The organism is Legionella wadsworthii DSM 21896 = ATCC 33877, from assembly GCF_000701265.1.
GTDB classification, from domain to species: Bacteria; Pseudomonadota; Gammaproteobacteria; order Legionellales; family Legionellaceae; genus Legionella; species Legionella wadsworthii.
The window spans coordinates 125548-142862 of sequence record NZ_KL370760.1 but is presented as its reverse complement, the minus strand read 5'-3'; the positions used below and the strand labels follow the sequence as shown (position 1 = coordinate 142862).

Here is a 17315-nt window from a genome sequence, read left to right as displayed (position 1 = left end):
CGCCGAACCATTAATGTTCGGCGCTTTCTGCTAGTAACGAGTTTTGCTGCACCTTATTTTCCGACAATTAATGACTACTCACGGTCGCAGGTTCAGGAACTGTCTAAATAAATGACAAAGTTAATCAAAAATTAGCTATACTTTAAATATTCATACTCTGTGAGTACCAATTTTCCTGGTTTGTTTTTAAAGGAATTCATTATTATGCGTAGTTTTTTGACATCAACCCCCTCAAACTCTATTTTTAAACTGATACAAAACAATAAATTTATGGAATCAAAACAAGACAAGAAAGAAAAATCAGTCGAAAAATTGATTTATGAATCCAAGGAAGAATTAGCCAAAAAAGATGAGTATGGAAATACACCTCTGCATGCGCTTTTATTAAAATTGCATACTGATCTTGAGCCAGGTACCGATCTAGCCAATGATTGTATTCAATGCATATCATTATTGATCTTAAATAAAAATGCTGACACCACTGTAAAAAACCAAGAGGGTAAATCTGCTCTGGATTTAATGGGTGTAGCATTCATAGGGTCTGATTTTACTCTATATAAAGAGCTTATTGATAAGTTATCTGCCAATTCTGATTATAAAAAAGCACTTTTCCATTCAGCAATATATGCCAATAATCTTGAGTTAGTTCAATATCTCCTGAAAGATGATAAAGACCAGCTAATCGCATCTAAAGATCGAAGAGGTTTATCACCTTATGCCATCGCTTTGGCCGCCTCTTCGGCTGATGTAGAAGCTTTTTTTTATGATAATTATCCCAATGATATAAAAGAAACAACTCTAAAATTAGAACCTGAGCAGCATTCTGCGCCCTCTATAATTAAAGCAGCAATCACTTATGAAGATGAAAGTCTGAGACCCACCATCGAAAAGGTTATAGATGACCTTTATAATACTCCTGAATTTAGACCTGTACTCAATCTCATTGCTGCTGAAGCTTTACGAGAGCGTACTGCTGATGTCAAGTCACCAAGAATATTTGTAGCAAATTCAGATAATATCGCCAATCTTACACCGAAATCAAAGGCTTTCGGTGACTCTGATTATCGTACAAATATACTTAGAATAGGCGGGAAAAGAGCTGAAATTGAAATTGCTGGAACTTTTATCCATGAGATCACGCATCTTGCTGCAGAATTAGCTTATGGAAATAATACAAAACCTTATCCCAGAGGTTCTGAAAATCAGGAACAGCTTTATAACACTGCAATCCAGGAACTAATCGCCATAGATCTTACACATCCCAGGTTCTCAGGAGTTAATGAACAAATTCAAAAAATGCTTACCGCAAGAGTTCTTGCCTATCAGGCGAAAGAAGAGAACAAGGAAAAAGGAAGTCTTTCTCAGCCTGAATGGATTGTAGGAGTTGTTCAAGCATCAGTGCTCTGGGGAAAGTATTATGACGGTGCTGACTCTATTACAACACTCGAAAGATTAGGCCAACCAATGATTGACTATTGGGTTAATATTTTTAATAGGGATGTTAGTAATGCTTTTGACAATCATCCGATGAGAAAAGAAGTGATAACCGCTACATCCCTCAAAGATAAAGAAAACGAACCTCTTCAGAAAATAATACTAACCTCTGATTCCCAACCTGATTTTTTGATAAAATTTTTTATACAATCAAATTCAATTTATAAGGGGGGTTTTTGGGGTTCAATAAAGGAGGGTTATGTTGAAGGGAATAGCAAACAAGAGGCTATGGCTCACAGTCTGATCTGGACCGATAAGTTGAAAGAAAAGCTTTCAGAAATTAAGAACTTACCGGATGAAATTAGCCAATTTGAAATTATACAGTTATTCACAAATGAAATATTTAAAAGCCGTGAATATGAAAATTGCCATAGGGATGTTTATAATAAACTGACCAGTATTTATGAAGAGTGGCAAAAATCAAATAATTCAAACCAAATTTTCAGTTTGTCTTCACTGACCGAAACACAAAAAAAGGAAATTAATGACTTGATACCCATTTCTTTAACGACTGATGTCGACAAGGTAGTAGATCCCTGGATAGAAGAAATGAGATCAAAAATAGAAACGATACAACATTCGGTTGTAGTACCCGCAATAAAAAACGTGTTAGGCCGATATGATGTTAAGCCATCTGATGATCGAGCAAGATTAGAAAAAACGCTCATTAATTTTTTATATATAAATTTAACAAAGAAAGAAGTAAATTCTTTAGATTTAAAGAGCGTTGTTGAGGAGATGCTTCAAAATGAAAATATTTTTATTCTACAAAAGGGGCCTATCACTTCTCTAAGAAAAAGTGTTGCTTCACTTCTCGATTCCGATAGAAAACCTCGTGTTACTATTGCCTCGGAAGATAAAATTTTAAAATACTTAAGTAGTACCTTTCGAGAAAAATTCAAAGCCAGTAAAACGAGTAACGAAATAATGTCTCATAAAATGCCTAAAGCGAAGGTAAAAGAACAGAATAAGAAGGAAGAGGAGAATAAAGTGAATGAGAGTGAGGAGATGAAAGAGAATAGAAAAGAAGAGAGGAAAGTGGAGGATATAGAGCAGGTGAAGGAGGGACAATTGGGATTGTATTCCTAAAGGCATCTTTTAGGGTCAACCTGGAATTGCGAACTTCAATTAGGGCAGATAAGTGTTGACGCTCAGAAATGAATGGGCTAAAAATATTTCTCGGGAAAAGGTTCAATTCTCGGCTTGACCACGTGCGTTCTAAACAATTTTTTTCCTTGTTCTGGTTTGTCTACCAACTATTAATTTAACCACAAAAGCCAAATCTCTCTAGATTTTACTCTTACTTATTAGTTTTGCACAAATCTGATGATCCTGTGCCCATACGGGAGAAATGGCCTCCCTGGATTGATTATTTGGAAGCAATGTTATTGCTGTGATCAGACCTATACTGGTCATGAAAAAAAGATAATAAGAGGGGGCTGTAGGACCAATATTGTTTATAAGTAAGGTCACAATCAGGGGGGTAGTTCCACCAAATAAGGCATTTCCTAGATTGTATGAAAAAGCTATCCCGCTGTAACGTATATTTTCAGGACAATTTTCAACAATTGCTGTCATGGTATTGCCTTGATCTAAGGAGCTGAGAAGGGTTGCTATACCTAGAGCTAAAGAAGTCATGAGTAATGATTTATACTGCATTAAATAAAAACAAGGGAAAGTGAATAATAGAATGGCTAAGCTGGTGAACAATATCATTTTTTTGCGACTAAAATGATCTCCAAAAACTCCTCCAAGTGGAACGACAAATAACATGGTAATTAATATGATTGTTTGAAAAGTTAACGCTGTATTGAAGGGAAAACCCATGTAATGTTCTAAATAGGTGGAGATATAACCAACAAAAAAATAATAAAATGTGGCACTCATACAAGTAAGTCCCAAAATTTTAATGAGCTGGTAAGGGGCGTATCGCATAGCTGTCATAAAGGGTCTATTTTCAATAAGATGATTTGTTTTTAAATAGGAGTACACCTTGGTTTCGGATAATTGAAAACGATAATAGGTAAGGAATGAGCCGAATATACCTGCTACAAGAAAAGGTAATCGCCAGGCCCAGGTATTGATGGTTTCTACAGAAAAAAATAAATTAAGTAATGTTAATGTCAATGTGGCACATAAAAATCCCAAATTTGAGCCGCTTGCTGCAAAACTGGTAATAAATCCCCGATGTTTTTGTGACGCTGACTCAGCCAAATAAATCATGATACCGCTGTATTCACCACCTATAGATATTCCTTGAATTAATCGAAGTATAATAAAAAGTGTCGGAGCGAATAAACCTATTTCTTGATAAGATGGAATAATCCCAATTAAGAAGGTGGATAATGTAATAATGAGTATAGAAATTCTTAATGTTTTTGCTCGGCCTCGAGTATCCCCAAAATAACCAAAAAAAATACCGCCAATAGGACGACAAAGAAAGCCAATTGCAAATACCATTAAAGCGTGGATGGTTGCAGTGTTTGCTGATTCTTGAGGAAAAAATTTTCCACCAATGATGGGGGCCATAAAAATAAATAACCCAAAATCAAACCATTCTATAATGTTACCCATACTTGAAATGAGTATTGCTTTATTTTTCAATTAAGATTGCCAAAATTTCGTTGATATGAAGCACACTATAATGAAGAGCAAACCCCGTATGCTTTGTAATAGATTTATCTAAATAGTTCTAATCATATTAAAGAAAAAGACGTGTAAATCAAGAAAAGTATTTTTTACTCTATTTATAGAGCAAACTGTCTCATTTTCAATTCCTAAGAGATCATCTTAAGCTAAGGCATGGATTGTTTAGCCTCAAAAACAGCTATGTCCTTGAACCCCTGTTTAGCTTAATACTTAATGGGTATTATTCCTACCTCTCAATAAGTGCGGTGTTCCATTTTCTTTCAAATCAATTAATCCACCGCAAGAGATAATGTAGTCGATGCGCCTTGCCCCATGAACTAATGTTCCCTTAATATAAAAGGAGTACAATAATCCAACAAAATGATCGTTTAATGCTCTTGTGAGGAGTGATGTAATGCCGAAAAATCCAGAGAAATCCCAAAAAACCAAGGTTTCCCTAACATCAGACCATCAGGTAGTGTCATTAAAAGCAAAAACTCAACCCTTAACACCTCATGAAATCAAAACTCTAAACAGCATTTATAATGAATCCATTCTTCGTTTGAAAAGAGCTGTAGATTTGCTTAACCAATTAGAGCATTACCTTAATTCCAGAGAGGATAAAGGAACGCCCACGAATGTAAAACAGCTTCTAATAGATGATAACGTGGACCCAGAATTACTCCATGCTTTAAAGATGGTAAAGAGACATTTTTACCTCGAGATAAGCAATCCTGTGCATACCATAAATGAGACGGTACATTTCATCAATCGAATCAAGAATAATTTACACAAAACATTAAAAGGACTTGAGGGGCAATTAGATATCACTTTAGAGATAAGCTATAAAGGGCATGGAGATGAACCCGATGAAAGTTTTATTCAACAAAATGCAAAAGATAAAACTTATGTACTGGTGGCGGATAATAGCGCTGCGCCTTTAACCTGGTCCTTATTTTATTATCAGGATAAAATCCTGCAAAAAAAGATTGATGCCTCCGAAGTATTTCCAGGAATTGCGACCCTCCAGTCTGTAACAGAGGCCAATGGCTCGAAAGGGAATTTAATGAAGTTTTTGATGGCCTACCATGCATTACATATGCCCTCTAAAACAAATGCAGTTTATATCAGTAATATGTCACTTAAACGGCAAATGGATACCAGCAGTCCTGTCATTGGATATGTTCATCGTGATGAATCTTTAACCATGTTCAAAGGTGCTATCCATCTCGATTATCGACTGCTCAAATCAAATCCTGATCTCGCGATGAAGACTTTAATTCATGAAGCGGCTCATCGATATGCATGGGTCAATGATCGAGGTTATTATCACAGTACCAAGGCTTTAAAAAAAGAACCATCAAAAACAAGGCCCTTTCCCGCCCAAACCGAACAAAATCCACTATTTGCTCTGGACAATGCGGACTCCTATTCCTATTTCGTCAGTGATGTTTCTGGAGGAGATGGACTTCTAGGCTCTAGAGCCAACTTGCCTCAATGGTGTACTCAGCCTCAGTATGCAAATGCCCACAAACCACTACCAGAGGGTGCTGTTTCTGAAAGTAATCTACTGAAATACGGTATGTTTGGTGCAGGTGTAGCTGCTGCTTTAACTGTAATTGGTGGCGTTTGCTATATGGCAAAATCACAAAATAACCCCGGAGCTGCTTAGCTCAAGGGGTTTAGGCCTTTGCGACGAATGAGGATTGCAACTAGCCTGGTACTGTTTCTAGTTATTTAATGGATATAATAAATTTTTGTCATCAGAGGGTATATATTCCTTATTTGGATAAAGTTTTTTCTCAGAGAAAAAAGTAGATTGAAGATTCATTACCCTTTTCTTGATTCTAGAGTGGCATAGAATTTTTAATAATTCCAAATCAGGATCATCAGAATTTAGAATCATTCGATGCAAACGTTCCGGGGATCGGGCATCGTAACAGGCCTCTTTAAGCAGATCGACAACGACACTCCAAATAAGTAAGTAATTATCTCCATGCCCAAAGGTATTAAATATTTTTAGGATAGGGAGGGTTAAAAAGGGCGTGTCCTTTTGCTGTAACCCAATCAGCAACCATTGAATAGGGTGCGTGAATTCACCATGCTCTAAACCTGCACCAGGATCTTTTAAAAGTAATCCTTTGGAAAAAATTTTCTTAAAAGTACTTAATTCAAGTACGTCTAGTGCTTTTCCCAGGTTAGGGGCAAAACCAATTTTGTGTAATTCATGTTCGAGTACGCTGCGTAATACTTTATGATGCTTTAGAGCATCAACATTGTCATCATCACTAAACGGTACACCTCGCTTATTGGCTTCGGCTACTAATAAGGTATTTAAAGTTCTTAACTGGTTTAATACCGCATCGGTATCTTGTAAAAATAAGGAAATTTTTGCACAGTCTTGAAAAAAATTTTCATATTCTTTTGGGCAACCGTGAAGATAATTCTTTAAGCCAAAACAAATTTTTTTTAAGGTTAAAGCTTCTTCATCAATTAAATTTTGTTCCTGCCATCTACTACTTGGCATGATATTCCCCTCTGATACCACCAATACATTGTCGAGCACAAGACCAATCGAGATTGATTCAAAAAAAACACCTGCATGTTTTTATGGTGATATATTAACCATTGATTTAAAATAAGTCAACTTGCTTAATGTTTGCTTAATATAAAGAGGTTTTCCCAGGATCTGCAGATGGATAATTAACCTATTAAAAATATCTACAAGTAAAGCCTGGATCTTTGTATCCAGTTAATTCAGTAAATGAATTAATGCCACAGCCCCTCTTGGCGCTACATTAAGTTAACGTGACCGTTTGCTTCATTTCATTACGAAGTTTATGTAACAACTTGGCAATTTTGTCATGGCCTTGGCTACATTTTTGAATAATAGATTGTCCAGAAAAATCATTGCTTAACTCTTTTAGCTTGGTTCTAAATGCTACCTGCTCGTCGCTGCCTAATTTTTGATTCACAAAAACTTCGGATAAAGAACACTTATAATTGCTTGCAATCTTTTGGGCAAATTCTCGCATTTCACCATAGGTTAGCGGACAATCATCACCAATAAAGGTTCCCCAATAGGGTGACTTGCCCTCAATATATTTGACTAAAACCAAATTGCCTTTAATTAGGTTCTTGAGGGTCTCTTTACACTGAATTAAATACATACCCTGTAACATCATTGGGCGATCGGCATGATCTTCAAATTGGTTACTTGCAGCATTTGTATCACGCAATGGCTCTATATCAACCATTTTTAAAGTCGTACTGATCACCTCACCAGGACAATAGAGATAATCAAAAGGTAAAAAGCCCTCATTATCAGATACTTCAATTGATGCTCCAAGGGTAATAAGACGCTCAGCAATATCAGCACGGCCGAGGATAATGGCATAGTGCAATGCTGTTTTTCCGTTTTCATCCTGGTAATCCAACAATAATTGATTTTGGTAACGCTCCATAAATTTAAATATTAATGAATCGTTTGAAGGCAAAAGTGTAAGCAGAATAAGTAGCGATTTTTTACCAAACTCTGCCCCGTCACAAAGATTAGGATTGATACGCTCGGGAATTAATGTGAGCAAACGGGCTACATAATCAAAAAGTTCATTAGCCAATAGATAATGCAGAACCGGATTATCCTCTGCCCAGTCTGCGTTAGGACTAAAATTATTTAATCGGATAAAAGTTAATAATTCTTTATCAGGAAGATCCAAAAAATCCAGGGAGTTAAATTGGCTAACGGAATAATAAAAAGGCATGGTATTGTTTGGCTAAAAAATTTGTGCCTATTTTAAACAAATAACATTAAATAAATATTAAGTAGATTGGTTTCACTTTTTGTTGAGCATCCCAACGGGATCAGGCCTTGAATTTTGAATTTACGAATCTAGCCCCCTGTCTTTCCTTTACTAAAATTTCCAAAAGGAGTCTCTAGAACAGATGATAGTGATTATCCTTGAGTCAGTAGGCATATCATATCCATGAACACTTTAAATAAAGGAACAGATTTACATTTCAAGGCCTGACCCTGTGAGTGAGGGCAGAGATGGATATGTAAAATACCTTTTCATGCGCCTCGCGATGCTCTCTTGTACTTATGCCATCAAATTCGTACAATAAAATTTATATATATATCAATGGGGTAATTATGAGGCGAGCGGGTTTGTTCATTATAGGGATTCTCGTTATTCTAGTCATTTTTATTGGCAGTGGTATCAATAAAATTCCAAGATTGGATGAGAAAGTTAAAGCATCCTGGATGCAAGTACAAAACCAATATCAAAGACGTATGGATTTAATTCCTAATCTTGTTAACACAGTTAAAGGGTACGCTAATTTTGAAAAGTCTACTTTGACCGATGTGATTAATGCGCGCGCTAATGCAACAAAAGTCACCCTTACCCCGGAAATGTTAAACGATCCCGTGGCTGTGCAAAAATATGAACAAGCGCAGGGCGCTCTGTCATCAACATTATCAAGACTTATGGTGGTTGCAGAACGATATCCTGAGTTAAAAGCCAATCAAAATTTCCTAGCACTGCAATCTCAGCTTGAAGGAACAGAAAATCGAATTGCCATTGCGCGAAAAGATTATATCGACACAGTCCAGGAGTATAATACCTTGATTAGGACGTTCCCTGGGATTATTTGGGCGAAAATTTACGGTGCCCAAATTAAACCTTCATTTACAGCAGAAACAGGTGCGGAAAAAGCACCCCAGGTGAGCTTTTAACCGATGCGTTTTAATGCGCGTCTGTTCATTGCATTCATACTCTTCCTTTGCTTTTATTCAGGCAGCAGCTTAGTCGCTGCTGCACCAAATTTCCCAGCACTAACAGGCAGAGTCGTCGACAATGCACAACTCCTAACCCCTAAGGCCAAGCAGGATCTCGAAATTCAACTAGACAAATATGAACAAACCACAACGAACCAAGTGGTCGTTTTAACCCTCCCTACATTAAATGGCTATGACATAGAGGAGTATGGTTATCAACTCGGGCGTCGTTGGCAAATTGGACAAAAAGGCAAGAATAATGGGGTGATCCTTATTGTTGCCCCAAAAGAACGAAAAGTACGGATAGAAGTAGGATATGGATTAGAACCTGTTATTACCGATTTGTTAGCCAATCAAATTATTCAAACGGTTATCCTTCCCTCTTTTAAGAAAGGGGAGTATCAAAAAGGGATTGTCGATGGAACCCAGAGTATTCTTGATGTTTTAGGTGGAAAAACAATTACTAAAGCCAAAACTCAAACATCCTCCAAATACGGCTGGCTGGAATGGCTTTTTTTTCTTTTAATCATTATTTTTTTCATTCGCAATCCTAGTCTAGCCTTTTTAATATTTGCTGGTTCTGGAAATCGATTCGGAGGAAGGGGCGGAGGTGGAGGGTTTCGCGGAGGGGGCGGAAGTTTTGGCGGCGGAGGTTCATCAGGATCATGGTAAAGATTTTTTCAAATTTGGAGTCAGAGCAAATCACCAAGGCAATTGGTTTGGCAGAGCAACGTACCTGTGCAGAAATTGCGGCGGTTGTTGTCCCCAGAAGTGATCATTATATTGCCGAAATGATGTTGTATGGTTTTGTTTTTGGAAGTTTAATCAATTTTATATTGTGGGAAACTACAGGATTAAATAAATTTCCTTTATTTTTTTTAATTCAGCTGTTGTTTATGTTTCTGGTTCCTTTTATTCCAGGTTTAAACCGTATTTTGCTCTATTTCTTACCCAGAAAATTACTATTCCATCGCGCATCTCACCTGGGTGCAGAGGAGATCCTGGCCATTACTAAGGCGGTGCCTCATGAGACTCCGGTTGTTTTACTGTTTATTTCCCTAGCAGAGCATTATGTTCATATTTTACCCAATCACAGGGTTGCTCATCAAGTGGATGAAAAATCTTGGGATCCAATTATCAATAGATTTACTATCGCTTTAAAAAAAGAGAGTTTGTCAAAAGCCTGTATTGAAACAATTAAGGAAATAGCAACACTTCTTGAACCCATTTTCCCTGACAATGCAGGAAAAAATTTATATGAAGATGAAATGCGTCATGGCTCCAAATGATGTACAAGATAACTAGGGACAAGGAGCAGACTTCACGTCTCAATGCCTGGTATCCTGGATTACTGAATCACAATTCAGGCGTGACTCCATGCACTGACTCTTGCGCCACGTCATTTTGTTGCAGAGATTTTTGCAATTGCTGTTTCAGTAATGCTAAATCCTCTGTTCTCGCTTTTTGTAAATCTATCATGGCATCTCGAGCGAAGGATGAGCTAAAAAAATAGCCTCGGGTTGAGGAGAGAGTTTTTTCGCCCCATGATCGGTTCATTGCAAAAGTAACCCCTAATCCTGAATCTGAAAACCAATTTCTCCGCTCCTCATCCTTCCAATTATAGAACTCAAGTGAGCGAGTAAATTTTTCTTTTTTAAATGTTGGCGCTGGATTTAGCGGCTCCTCAGGGTCACAATAATGTTGGGCCACATGGGCAGGGACAAGTCTTTGTGCCTGCCCAACTTTCAAACACCAACTTTTATCGCGTTCTTCCCATTCTAGCCTATTAAAATTATTGAGATACTCAGTTAACTCGTTAATAATAGCAAAGTCATAGTGTTTCTCTTGATGAATCTCTCCGTTTAATTCGTAAGTCACTCCTCGGGTTTCAATCTCATCGAATTGCTTATCTAGTGCCAGTCGTATCTCTTCCCCCTTCTTATTGTGGGGCAAACACTGAAGCATCATGGATGCCATATAGCGAACATCTAACGACCATAGAGTGTATTCCCAAACGGTGATGTTTCTAAAAATCCGTCCAGATTGATCGACAATTGTTATTCTAGCAAGAAGTAATTCAGGATTTTTTTGTAGAATCATTTCTGCCTGATCTTGATTCCCTTTAACAACAGCTTGGGCTAAGTCAATAATTAATCGTTTCTGTTTTAATCGCTCTTGTTGGTATGCGTTATAAAATAAAGAACAAGCCAGGACAAAATTGTCGCTGCTTTCTATTCGTGACTTGTTTTCATCTACATGATGGCCAATCGCCGCTATGAGCTCATTAGGGAGTATGTCAAATAGGTTTTGATTCTCTTCATATTTTCTTTTCATCGATACGTTCTAATTAATTTTACAATGGAGCCATTGTAAGCTCTTTTTTAGTGGGTAAAAAATTGATTATTTGTATGATAGATATACAAACTACTTATATGTAGGCTATAACGTCGAATCTTGCGGGATCCATTAAGAAAAATTTCATCCCATGATGCAGTTCTTTCTAAAAGCAGTTCTTTTTTATATCGATGGACAGTATTATTTGATTAAAATGTGATTAAAGTGTAAAATATAAGAACTTAATGCAGGTCATCAAAGACTAAATCACATCCTTTATTCTATTTGTCCTCTGACCTACCGATAATTACTTGCTTAAGCGAATATTAACCTGTGAAGTAGATTATGACTCGAGTAAAAATAGATACAAAACGAAACGATGAAACAGTTGAGAACCCAAATTTATCTTTGTTTAAGTCAAAGTGTTTCAAATTAATTCCCGCGCTTGCATTTTTTCGTTGGAATAATGAAGCATTGAATGAAGAACAGTGGAAAGAGGCTTTGCACCGTTTTGAAGCTTTGGGAAGGAAGAAATTAACGGCTACTCATTTAGTTTACCTATTAAGTGAAGTATTAAATACAGATTTTGAGTCTATAAGTTCTACCTTACAAAAGAAAAATCCTGGTAGGAGTTGTAAAAGGAAGCTTGGGCAAGAGGAAAAAACACTTGCGTCACAAAATTCTTACTCTAAAAAAAGAAAGCGGGAAATAGAAGCTTCGGATCCCTCCCGTCAAGTCATCGTTGACGATGAGAATATACCATCTGGCTTGAAGGATTCTTTTAAAGACCTAAACCTTAGAATGACCTCTCTGACTCCAGGAACACCCACAAAAGAATTTGTGGAGGTCAAAAGAACCCCAGGGCAAAGTAAAGTTAGGCCCTTTTATACTAAAGAAGGTGGCAGTTTAAAGAGACCGCTAACTTTTTATACCCCAATCTCACCTGAAGGAAAGAAAGGGATGGTGGCCATAAAACAAGTCACTGCCCAAGAGATCAAAGATAAAATTCCAACTTTAGCAGCACAGCGAGCTAAGCCTATTACATTTCAAGTATTTCAGAAAGACATTAAAAGTAATACCAGATCTACCAGGCGTATTCCTCAAAAATCAATGACAGGTACTACTTGCCAAAAACTTTTCGCAGCCCATGGGGTAGACACTATCCTTAAACTACATGGTAGCGAGTATCATTGGAGCCATATTTGGGGACTTTTATTAGGTGGCCAACATTCAGTGAAGAACTTAATCCCCACCACCGCAGCCGCAAATTATAATATGCTGAAGATTTTTGAGAAATATGTTGCAAAAAGACTAACTGAAGGCAAGGCCAACTCCCTGGATTGCATTCAAATCACTGCAATACCAAAGTATGAAGAAAACTCTGATTCTCTCATTCCAATCGAGTTGAAATTAAATTTATCCTGGGAAGATAGGGACTCACTGGGAAACAGTAAAAAAATAGCGGAAACAATTACGCTCAATACGCGCTCTTATCGAACCATGACCGATTCCATGGTGCAAGCAATCTCTTTCGCACGCCATGATTTAGAACTCATGATGTCAGTAATTAAGCCCGAAAATGATGACTCTCAATTAGAGGATGGTCAGTTTGAAAACGGCTCTTCTTTTTCTATTTAATGAAAATTTGCAAAATCTTCAAAAGCTTGTGAATTGATGGGTTGTAAACATAAGCTTTGCTGAATCATGTAGACCAGGACACCTAAAAGAAAATCAAACCAGTATCTAACCAACTATATCGCAGCATCGGAAATGCAAGGTAAATGGTATGATTTTCTAAAATAGAATTTGACGAGTAATGTAATTACAAAATGATCATAGATATGCTACAAGTGGTGAAATATTAACCTATACTAAACTTATTCTTTCTAATTAATTTTTTTCCTATGGTTGATTTAAATAAATTGGAACGGTTATTTAAAGCGATTCAGTCCTTGGTAGTCTCCAATTCAGCCCCCTCATTTTGGAAAGGTATCATTCCAGGTACTCTAGAGTTACCCAAGAATGTTTCCAATATGAAGGTTCTCTTCGAAGAGCTCCAAAGAAATCCTTTTGGCCAGGATCCTACATACAAATTAAAATTTTTGATGGGTATAGGAAGTCAGGCAAATGCAGCGATAAACAAAAAACCAGACTTAATAACAAGTAAAATAAGTACTCTCAAAATATTAAGCAGTCTAAGTCGAGATCCTATTACAACCCGGTTTTATGAAGCGCTTGCTCCATTAAAAGATTTAGACAAGCTTTCTGAGGATGAGCAAAATGCTTTAATCCATGAGGTTCAGAATGAGTTATTTAAATTAATTAAGGAAAGAAATAGTGTTCACTTTAACCCACCAAGAGAATTGCTTGATGTAGTGCACTCCGAGCACCAGGAACAGATGTTAAAATCACAATTAGCACATAAGACTTCCCCAAATAGAACAACAGCATATATTTATAGCAATGTTCCGCCTGATCAAGTATTTAATCAAGGATTTACGGCTGGTGGATTTGATCGGGCTTTATTTGAAGGAACATTGGATAAAACGGCAGGAGGTAATACCAGCATGTACCTCCTGTCACAAAATCAACTGGATTTAAAAAAAGCGAAAGATTTTAAATATGTTTACATGATTGATATTTATTCATCGGCAATAATCAATACAAATAACTTTCCAAGAAATACTTTTCCCAATCAAAGTTTAATACCACGTGCTGTTGAACCTTCTGAAATTGTTGGTTGTTTCCAGTTAACTGATGATGAATATCCGCAAATTACCAAGGTAAAAAAAAACGAGGGGCATAAAAAAATAGAACCAGGCGAACAACTTTTATTTCGTGCAGACAGCCGTCATCACTCCGGAGATCCCTCAAAAGATGCAGCATTGCATGTCTTTAGAGAGGGCACCACCGCTACCGCATCCCGCAAAGAGCATGGATGGAAAAAAGGCGATGATTTATTTCAAACGGGTATGAAACCCTGGGTGAATCATTCTGATAATTATAAAGAATATATTGACAATCGAAAACCAACTATTTTTGTTTCTACCACCGATGACATTGAGCGAACACTTAAATTTCCTGAAGAAGTAAAAGCAAAAGAAGCGCGTTATATTTATGTCATGTATAAGCCGGAGCGGGCATTCCAATCTTTAAGTGTTTATAAAGATAGCCAGCATGCATTAACTGATAGTGAATACTTGGTTCCAGGGGGGATTGAAGGTGAACATATTATTGGTATGTATACTTATCAAAATGGTCACTACGTTTCATTTGACTTTAATCCTCACTCAACAATCAATATAGGGGCAGATCCTCAGGCGTTTTTACAAAAGCAAGGTTTACCCATTCCTGAGAACATGAAAAAACAAAATCCTAAAGAAGAAGAAACTTCAAAGTATGAAATCTAAAGGTGACTGATCTTTTAATTTCTTATCTAAATAGGGGATGTCACCCCCCTATTTCTCAAGTAAAGGGAATATTTTGCTAATGAAGAATATATTCCAATGTTATTTTGAGCCGTAATTCAATGGATGATTGTATTTATCATGTTTTCATTTTTTATGGATTCATTCTAATTTATAATAATTTAGCTTAATTAAATATTAGTCATTAAACAAAGGATATGAGGCTGATGATGAAGCAAGGAATGAGCTCGATTGTTGACATTGGTTGTAAGGTTCAGACCTTGAAATTTAAAATTACAAATCTAAGGCCTAATCTTTTTGATTATCAAACTTACATTAAAATAACGCCTAGATTTTTTGTGCTTTTTTTAATTTTCAATCTTGTTATTTTAGAAATTTATGCTGGAGTAAGCCTTTTTGCTGATGGTTCTTTTTTTCTAATCAATATTTTAAGTACAAAAAATTTTTTTATTTTTTATAAAGCAAGAATATTTTCTCAACTCATACCACAAATTCCAGTTGTTTACGCATTAAAATTTGGCGTCAATGATTTAAATTTTTTAATTAAGATATATGGATTTGGTTTAATCGCCATACCAGTTGGCTTATGGATTTCAGCACTAATCATCCAAATAAGAACTGATTTATTTTGGATGTTTGTTATTGCTTTTTCTATCTCTTATCTTAGCTCAGGATTTTTTGCTGTAGGTGAATACAATTTCTCCTATGGTTTGACCGCTCTAATCACTTCTCTTTTGCTGCACGACAATATGGGAAAAATGAAGCAAATGATTTTGCTTTTTTCTTCCTTTTTTATCATTGTAACTTACGAAACAATGATATTTTTAGGTCCATTGCTTTTTACAATTTGTGTTTTAAGGTTTCTTACAACAGAAAGAAATACATTTTTTTCAAAGATTTTGATTGTTATCGCTTTATTTTTTTTCTTAAGCACAGTGATATCTATTTCCTCTCTTTTGATTCCTGGTCCAGGGCATCCGTCAGGGGCAGCAGGGGATGCTTTTAAGATGACAATAAGCACGCATTTTATTTTCTTTTTATTTATGGGATTTTTATTTGTAATTTCTTTAAATAAAAACAGTAAAACTCCTTATTTTTTATTAGCTTTACTTATCGCTGTTGCTCATATAGTAAATACCAATTTTTGGTGCCTCCCTGAAATGAATTATAGCTTCAGATTCCTTTCCGGGTTGGGTATATGCTTTCTGTTTGCCCTATCTGCTTTATATTATTTTGCAAATAGAAGAAGCTTTTTAAAGTTCTCAAAAGGAGCAAGTACAATATATCATTCTCTATTATTTTATTTATTAAAATTAATGAGAAGTTTATTAAAAATAAAACGGACTTTGTTTAATCCCATTCCCATGCTTGTTTTTATTTCATCAATTATTCCATATTATATTCAAACAATTGATTTTTATAATTGGGGAAATAAATATGAACACGAAATTAACGTGCAAATAGGGATGATTTCAATTAAGAAAACCCTTCTAGCGGATTCTATCTATAATTGGTTTTGGACTAGTTCTTTTTTATCCATGATACTTCGAGGGAATCAGACTGGTGCTCTCTTTCTTAATGGGGACAACAATGAAGCACTTCAACCTATTGATCCTTATGGAACTGGTGATCTTTTTAATCAAACTGACAGTAGTGCTTTGAAGTATCTTAATAAAAAATCACCTTATTACCATGATTGGCCGTTATTGGATAATTTAGATCGGTTTCTAGCTTTTAACGCCTCAATGCATGGATTGAGAAGACCCAATGGAAGCTTACCTGGGTCGGGATTATAAACTTTGGACTCTTAAAAATCACCAGCATAGACCAAAAAGACGATGAAGTGTTTCATCTGGTACGAAACCCTGGGTTTATCATTCTGACGATTGTAAAGAATAGATAGATAATCGAAAATCAATTGATTCCAAAGTTAATTTGATTAGAGTATTCATGTAGAAAGAAATTGTTTGATTGGCATAATTTAAGTAAGTAGAATCTCTCAGGGTGCTATAAAATTTCGAGGATAATTAATGAGATATAAATTTTTTATTTCAATCATACTCTCAATTTTTTTATCTGTATGCCATGCAATTAGCAATCCAGTAGTACCTAACTCTTCTGCAGTTGAATCAGACGGCTCATTGAATTCTGTTGATCCCTACCAATACTGTTTTAAAAATTCAACATGGGTAGTTCCTCCCCAAACATTGCTTGCCTACGTCTATGATAATGCTATTTTTACTCCGGTGAGTGACCAAACGGTTTGGGTCATTTCCAGTTATAATCAAGGATATTTTACTGGACAATCTTATACCGCTATCAATAACAGCCTCTTATCTCAAAGATATCTAGTAGGCTCTGTGACTACCGAAGGAAAGGTCTACATCACTTTTTATTCAGGTACCTCATCAAGAACGGACCTTGTCAATGGTATCGGTGATTTGAAGGTGAAAAGCAGTGGTCAATGTTCTTTCATTATGCAAATGAATAGTGGGCAAAATGGTGTCAGCGGTTTGATCCACTGGTCTTATATGACTCCGGTTAGACCGGGGGATGTTTTCTATAATAATTTACCAGGTACCCATATGAGCGTTCCCCAATTTTTGGCACAATTTTAATAATATCTTGATACCTAATGGGTTAATCAAAAA

Annotated in this window: 13 protein-coding genes; 9 read left to right on the top strand and 4 right to left on the bottom strand. The window is 36.2% G+C overall.

The features are described 5' to 3' along the window. The first annotated feature begins 204 nt into the window (after positions 1–204). Positions 205–2583: an ankyrin repeat domain-containing protein gene (locus BU07_RS0112270; protein WP_031566466.1), complete on the top strand. Its 2379-nt coding sequence runs from the start codon at positions 205–207 to the stop codon at positions 2581–2583. Positions 2584–2781: 198 nt separating this feature from the next. Here the strand turns inward: BU07_RS0112270 and BU07_RS0112265 are convergent, their stop codons facing one another. Beyond that, entirely contained in the window at positions 2782–4098 is a 1317-nt protein-coding gene (locus BU07_RS0112265; RefSeq protein WP_115262312.1) for an MFS transporter, read from the bottom strand. Between the two features lie 439 nt (positions 4099–4537). Between BU07_RS0112265 and BU07_RS0112260 the strand changes: the two genes are divergently transcribed. Continuing rightward, positions 4538–5794 (top strand): M35 family metalloendopeptidase, encoded by a 1257-nt coding sequence (locus BU07_RS0112260; protein WP_031566462.1) that lies wholly within the window; start codon positions 4538–4540, stop codon positions 5792–5794. A 57-nt stretch (positions 5795–5851) separates the two neighbouring features. Here the strand turns inward: BU07_RS0112260 and BU07_RS0112255 are convergent, their stop codons facing one another. Next, complete coding sequence (locus BU07_RS0112255; RefSeq protein WP_031566459.1) at positions 5852–6649, bottom strand: LirA/MavJ family T4SS effector; 798 nt, start codon at positions 6647–6649, stop codon at positions 5852–5854. Positions 6650–6920: 271 nt separating this feature from the next. After that, on the bottom strand, positions 6921–7886 hold the full coding sequence (locus BU07_RS0112250) for an ankyrin repeat domain-containing protein (RefSeq protein WP_031566457.1): 966 nt from the start codon (positions 7884–7886) through the stop codon (positions 6921–6923). A gap of 389 nt (positions 7887–8275) precedes the next feature. Between BU07_RS0112250 and BU07_RS0112245 the strand changes: the two genes are divergently transcribed. Genes BU07_RS0112245 through BU07_RS0112235 form a run of 3 tightly spaced genes read left to right on the top strand, consistent with a single transcriptional unit; the run spans position 8276 to position 10191 of the window. Further along, the gene (locus tag BU07_RS0112245; protein WP_031566456.1) at positions 8276–8860 is read left to right on the top strand and encodes a LemA family protein; all 585 of its coding nucleotides are present in this window, start codon (positions 8276–8278) and stop codon (positions 8858–8860) included. A gap of 3 nt (positions 8861–8863) precedes the next feature. Then, positions 8864–9574, top strand: coding sequence for a TPM domain-containing protein (locus BU07_RS0112240; RefSeq protein WP_031566454.1), 711 nt, complete (start codon positions 8864–8866; stop codon positions 9572–9574). Continuing rightward, a complete protein-coding gene (locus BU07_RS0112235; protein ID WP_031566452.1) occupies positions 9568–10191 on the top strand; it encodes a hypothetical protein in 624 nt (207 codons plus the stop codon). Before BU07_RS0112240 ends, BU07_RS0112235 begins: the two co-directional genes overlap by 7 nt. A 67-nt stretch (positions 10192–10258) precedes the next feature. Here BU07_RS0112235 and BU07_RS0112230 read toward each other — a convergent pair whose 3' ends face one another. Continuing rightward, positions 10259–11236 (bottom strand): hypothetical protein, encoded by a 978-nt coding sequence (locus BU07_RS0112230; protein WP_031566450.1) that lies wholly within the window; start codon positions 11234–11236, stop codon positions 10259–10261. 345 nt (positions 11237–11581) lie between these two features. Here BU07_RS0112230 and BU07_RS0112225 point away from each other — a divergent pair, with 345 nt between their 5' ends. The 4 genes from BU07_RS0112225 to BU07_RS0112210 all read left to right on the top strand — a co-directional run bounded on the left by BU07_RS0112225 (position 11582) and on the right by BU07_RS0112210 (position 17282). Beyond that, positions 11582–12874, top strand: coding sequence for a DNA/RNA non-specific endonuclease (locus BU07_RS0112225; protein ID WP_031566448.1), 1293 nt, complete (start codon positions 11582–11584; stop codon positions 12872–12874). Between the two features lie 266 nt (positions 12875–13140). Further along, entirely contained in the window at positions 13141–14646 is a 1506-nt protein-coding gene (locus tag BU07_RS0112220; protein WP_031566446.1) for a scabin-related ADP-ribosyltransferase, read from the top strand. 224 nt (positions 14647–14870) lie between these two features. Then, the gene (locus BU07_RS0112215) at positions 14871–16460 is read left to right on the top strand and encodes a hypothetical protein (protein WP_031566444.1); all 1590 of its coding nucleotides are present in this window, start codon (positions 14871–14873) and stop codon (positions 16458–16460) included. Between the two features lie 234 nt (positions 16461–16694). Continuing rightward, positions 16695–17282: a hypothetical protein gene (locus BU07_RS0112210; protein ID WP_031566443.1), complete on the top strand. Its 588-nt coding sequence runs from the start codon at positions 16695–16697 to the stop codon at positions 17280–17282. Positions 17283–17315 lie beyond the last annotated feature (33 nt).

Coding starts and splice junctions, on each gene's coding strand:
- BU07_RS0112270 (WP_031566466.1), top strand. CDS start 205: ATGCGTAGTTTTTTGACATCAACCCCCTCAAACTCTATTTTTAAACTG.
- BU07_RS0112260 (WP_031566462.1), top strand. CDS start 4,538: ATGCCGAAAAATCCAGAGAAATCCCAAAAAACCAAGGTTTCCCTAACA.
- BU07_RS0112255 (WP_031566459.1), bottom strand. CDS start 6,649: ATGCCAAGTAGTAGATGGCAGGAACAAAATTTAATTGATGAAGAAGCT.
- BU07_RS0112250 (WP_031566457.1), bottom strand. CDS start 7,886: ATGCCTTTTTATTATTCCGTTAGCCAATTTAACTCCCTGGATTTTTTG.
- BU07_RS0112245 (WP_031566456.1), top strand. CDS start 8,276: ATGAGGCGAGCGGGTTTGTTCATTATAGGGATTCTCGTTATTCTAGTC.
- BU07_RS0112240 (WP_031566454.1), top strand. CDS start 8,864: ATGCGTTTTAATGCGCGTCTGTTCATTGCATTCATACTCTTCCTTTGC.
- BU07_RS0112235 (WP_031566452.1), top strand. CDS start 9,568: ATGGTAAAGATTTTTTCAAATTTGGAGTCAGAGCAAATCACCAAGGCA.
- BU07_RS0112230 (WP_031566450.1), bottom strand. CDS start 11,236: ATGAAAAGAAAATATGAAGAGAATCAAAACCTATTTGACATACTCCCT.
- BU07_RS0112225 (WP_031566448.1), top strand. CDS start 11,582: ATGACTCGAGTAAAAATAGATACAAAACGAAACGATGAAACAGTTGAG.
- BU07_RS0112220 (WP_031566446.1), top strand. CDS start 13,141: ATGGTTGATTTAAATAAATTGGAACGGTTATTTAAAGCGATTCAGTCC.
- BU07_RS0112215 (WP_031566444.1), top strand. CDS start 14,871: ATGATGAAGCAAGGAATGAGCTCGATTGTTGACATTGGTTGTAAGGTT.
- BU07_RS0112210 (WP_031566443.1), top strand. CDS start 16,695: ATGAGATATAAATTTTTTATTTCAATCATACTCTCAATTTTTTTATCT.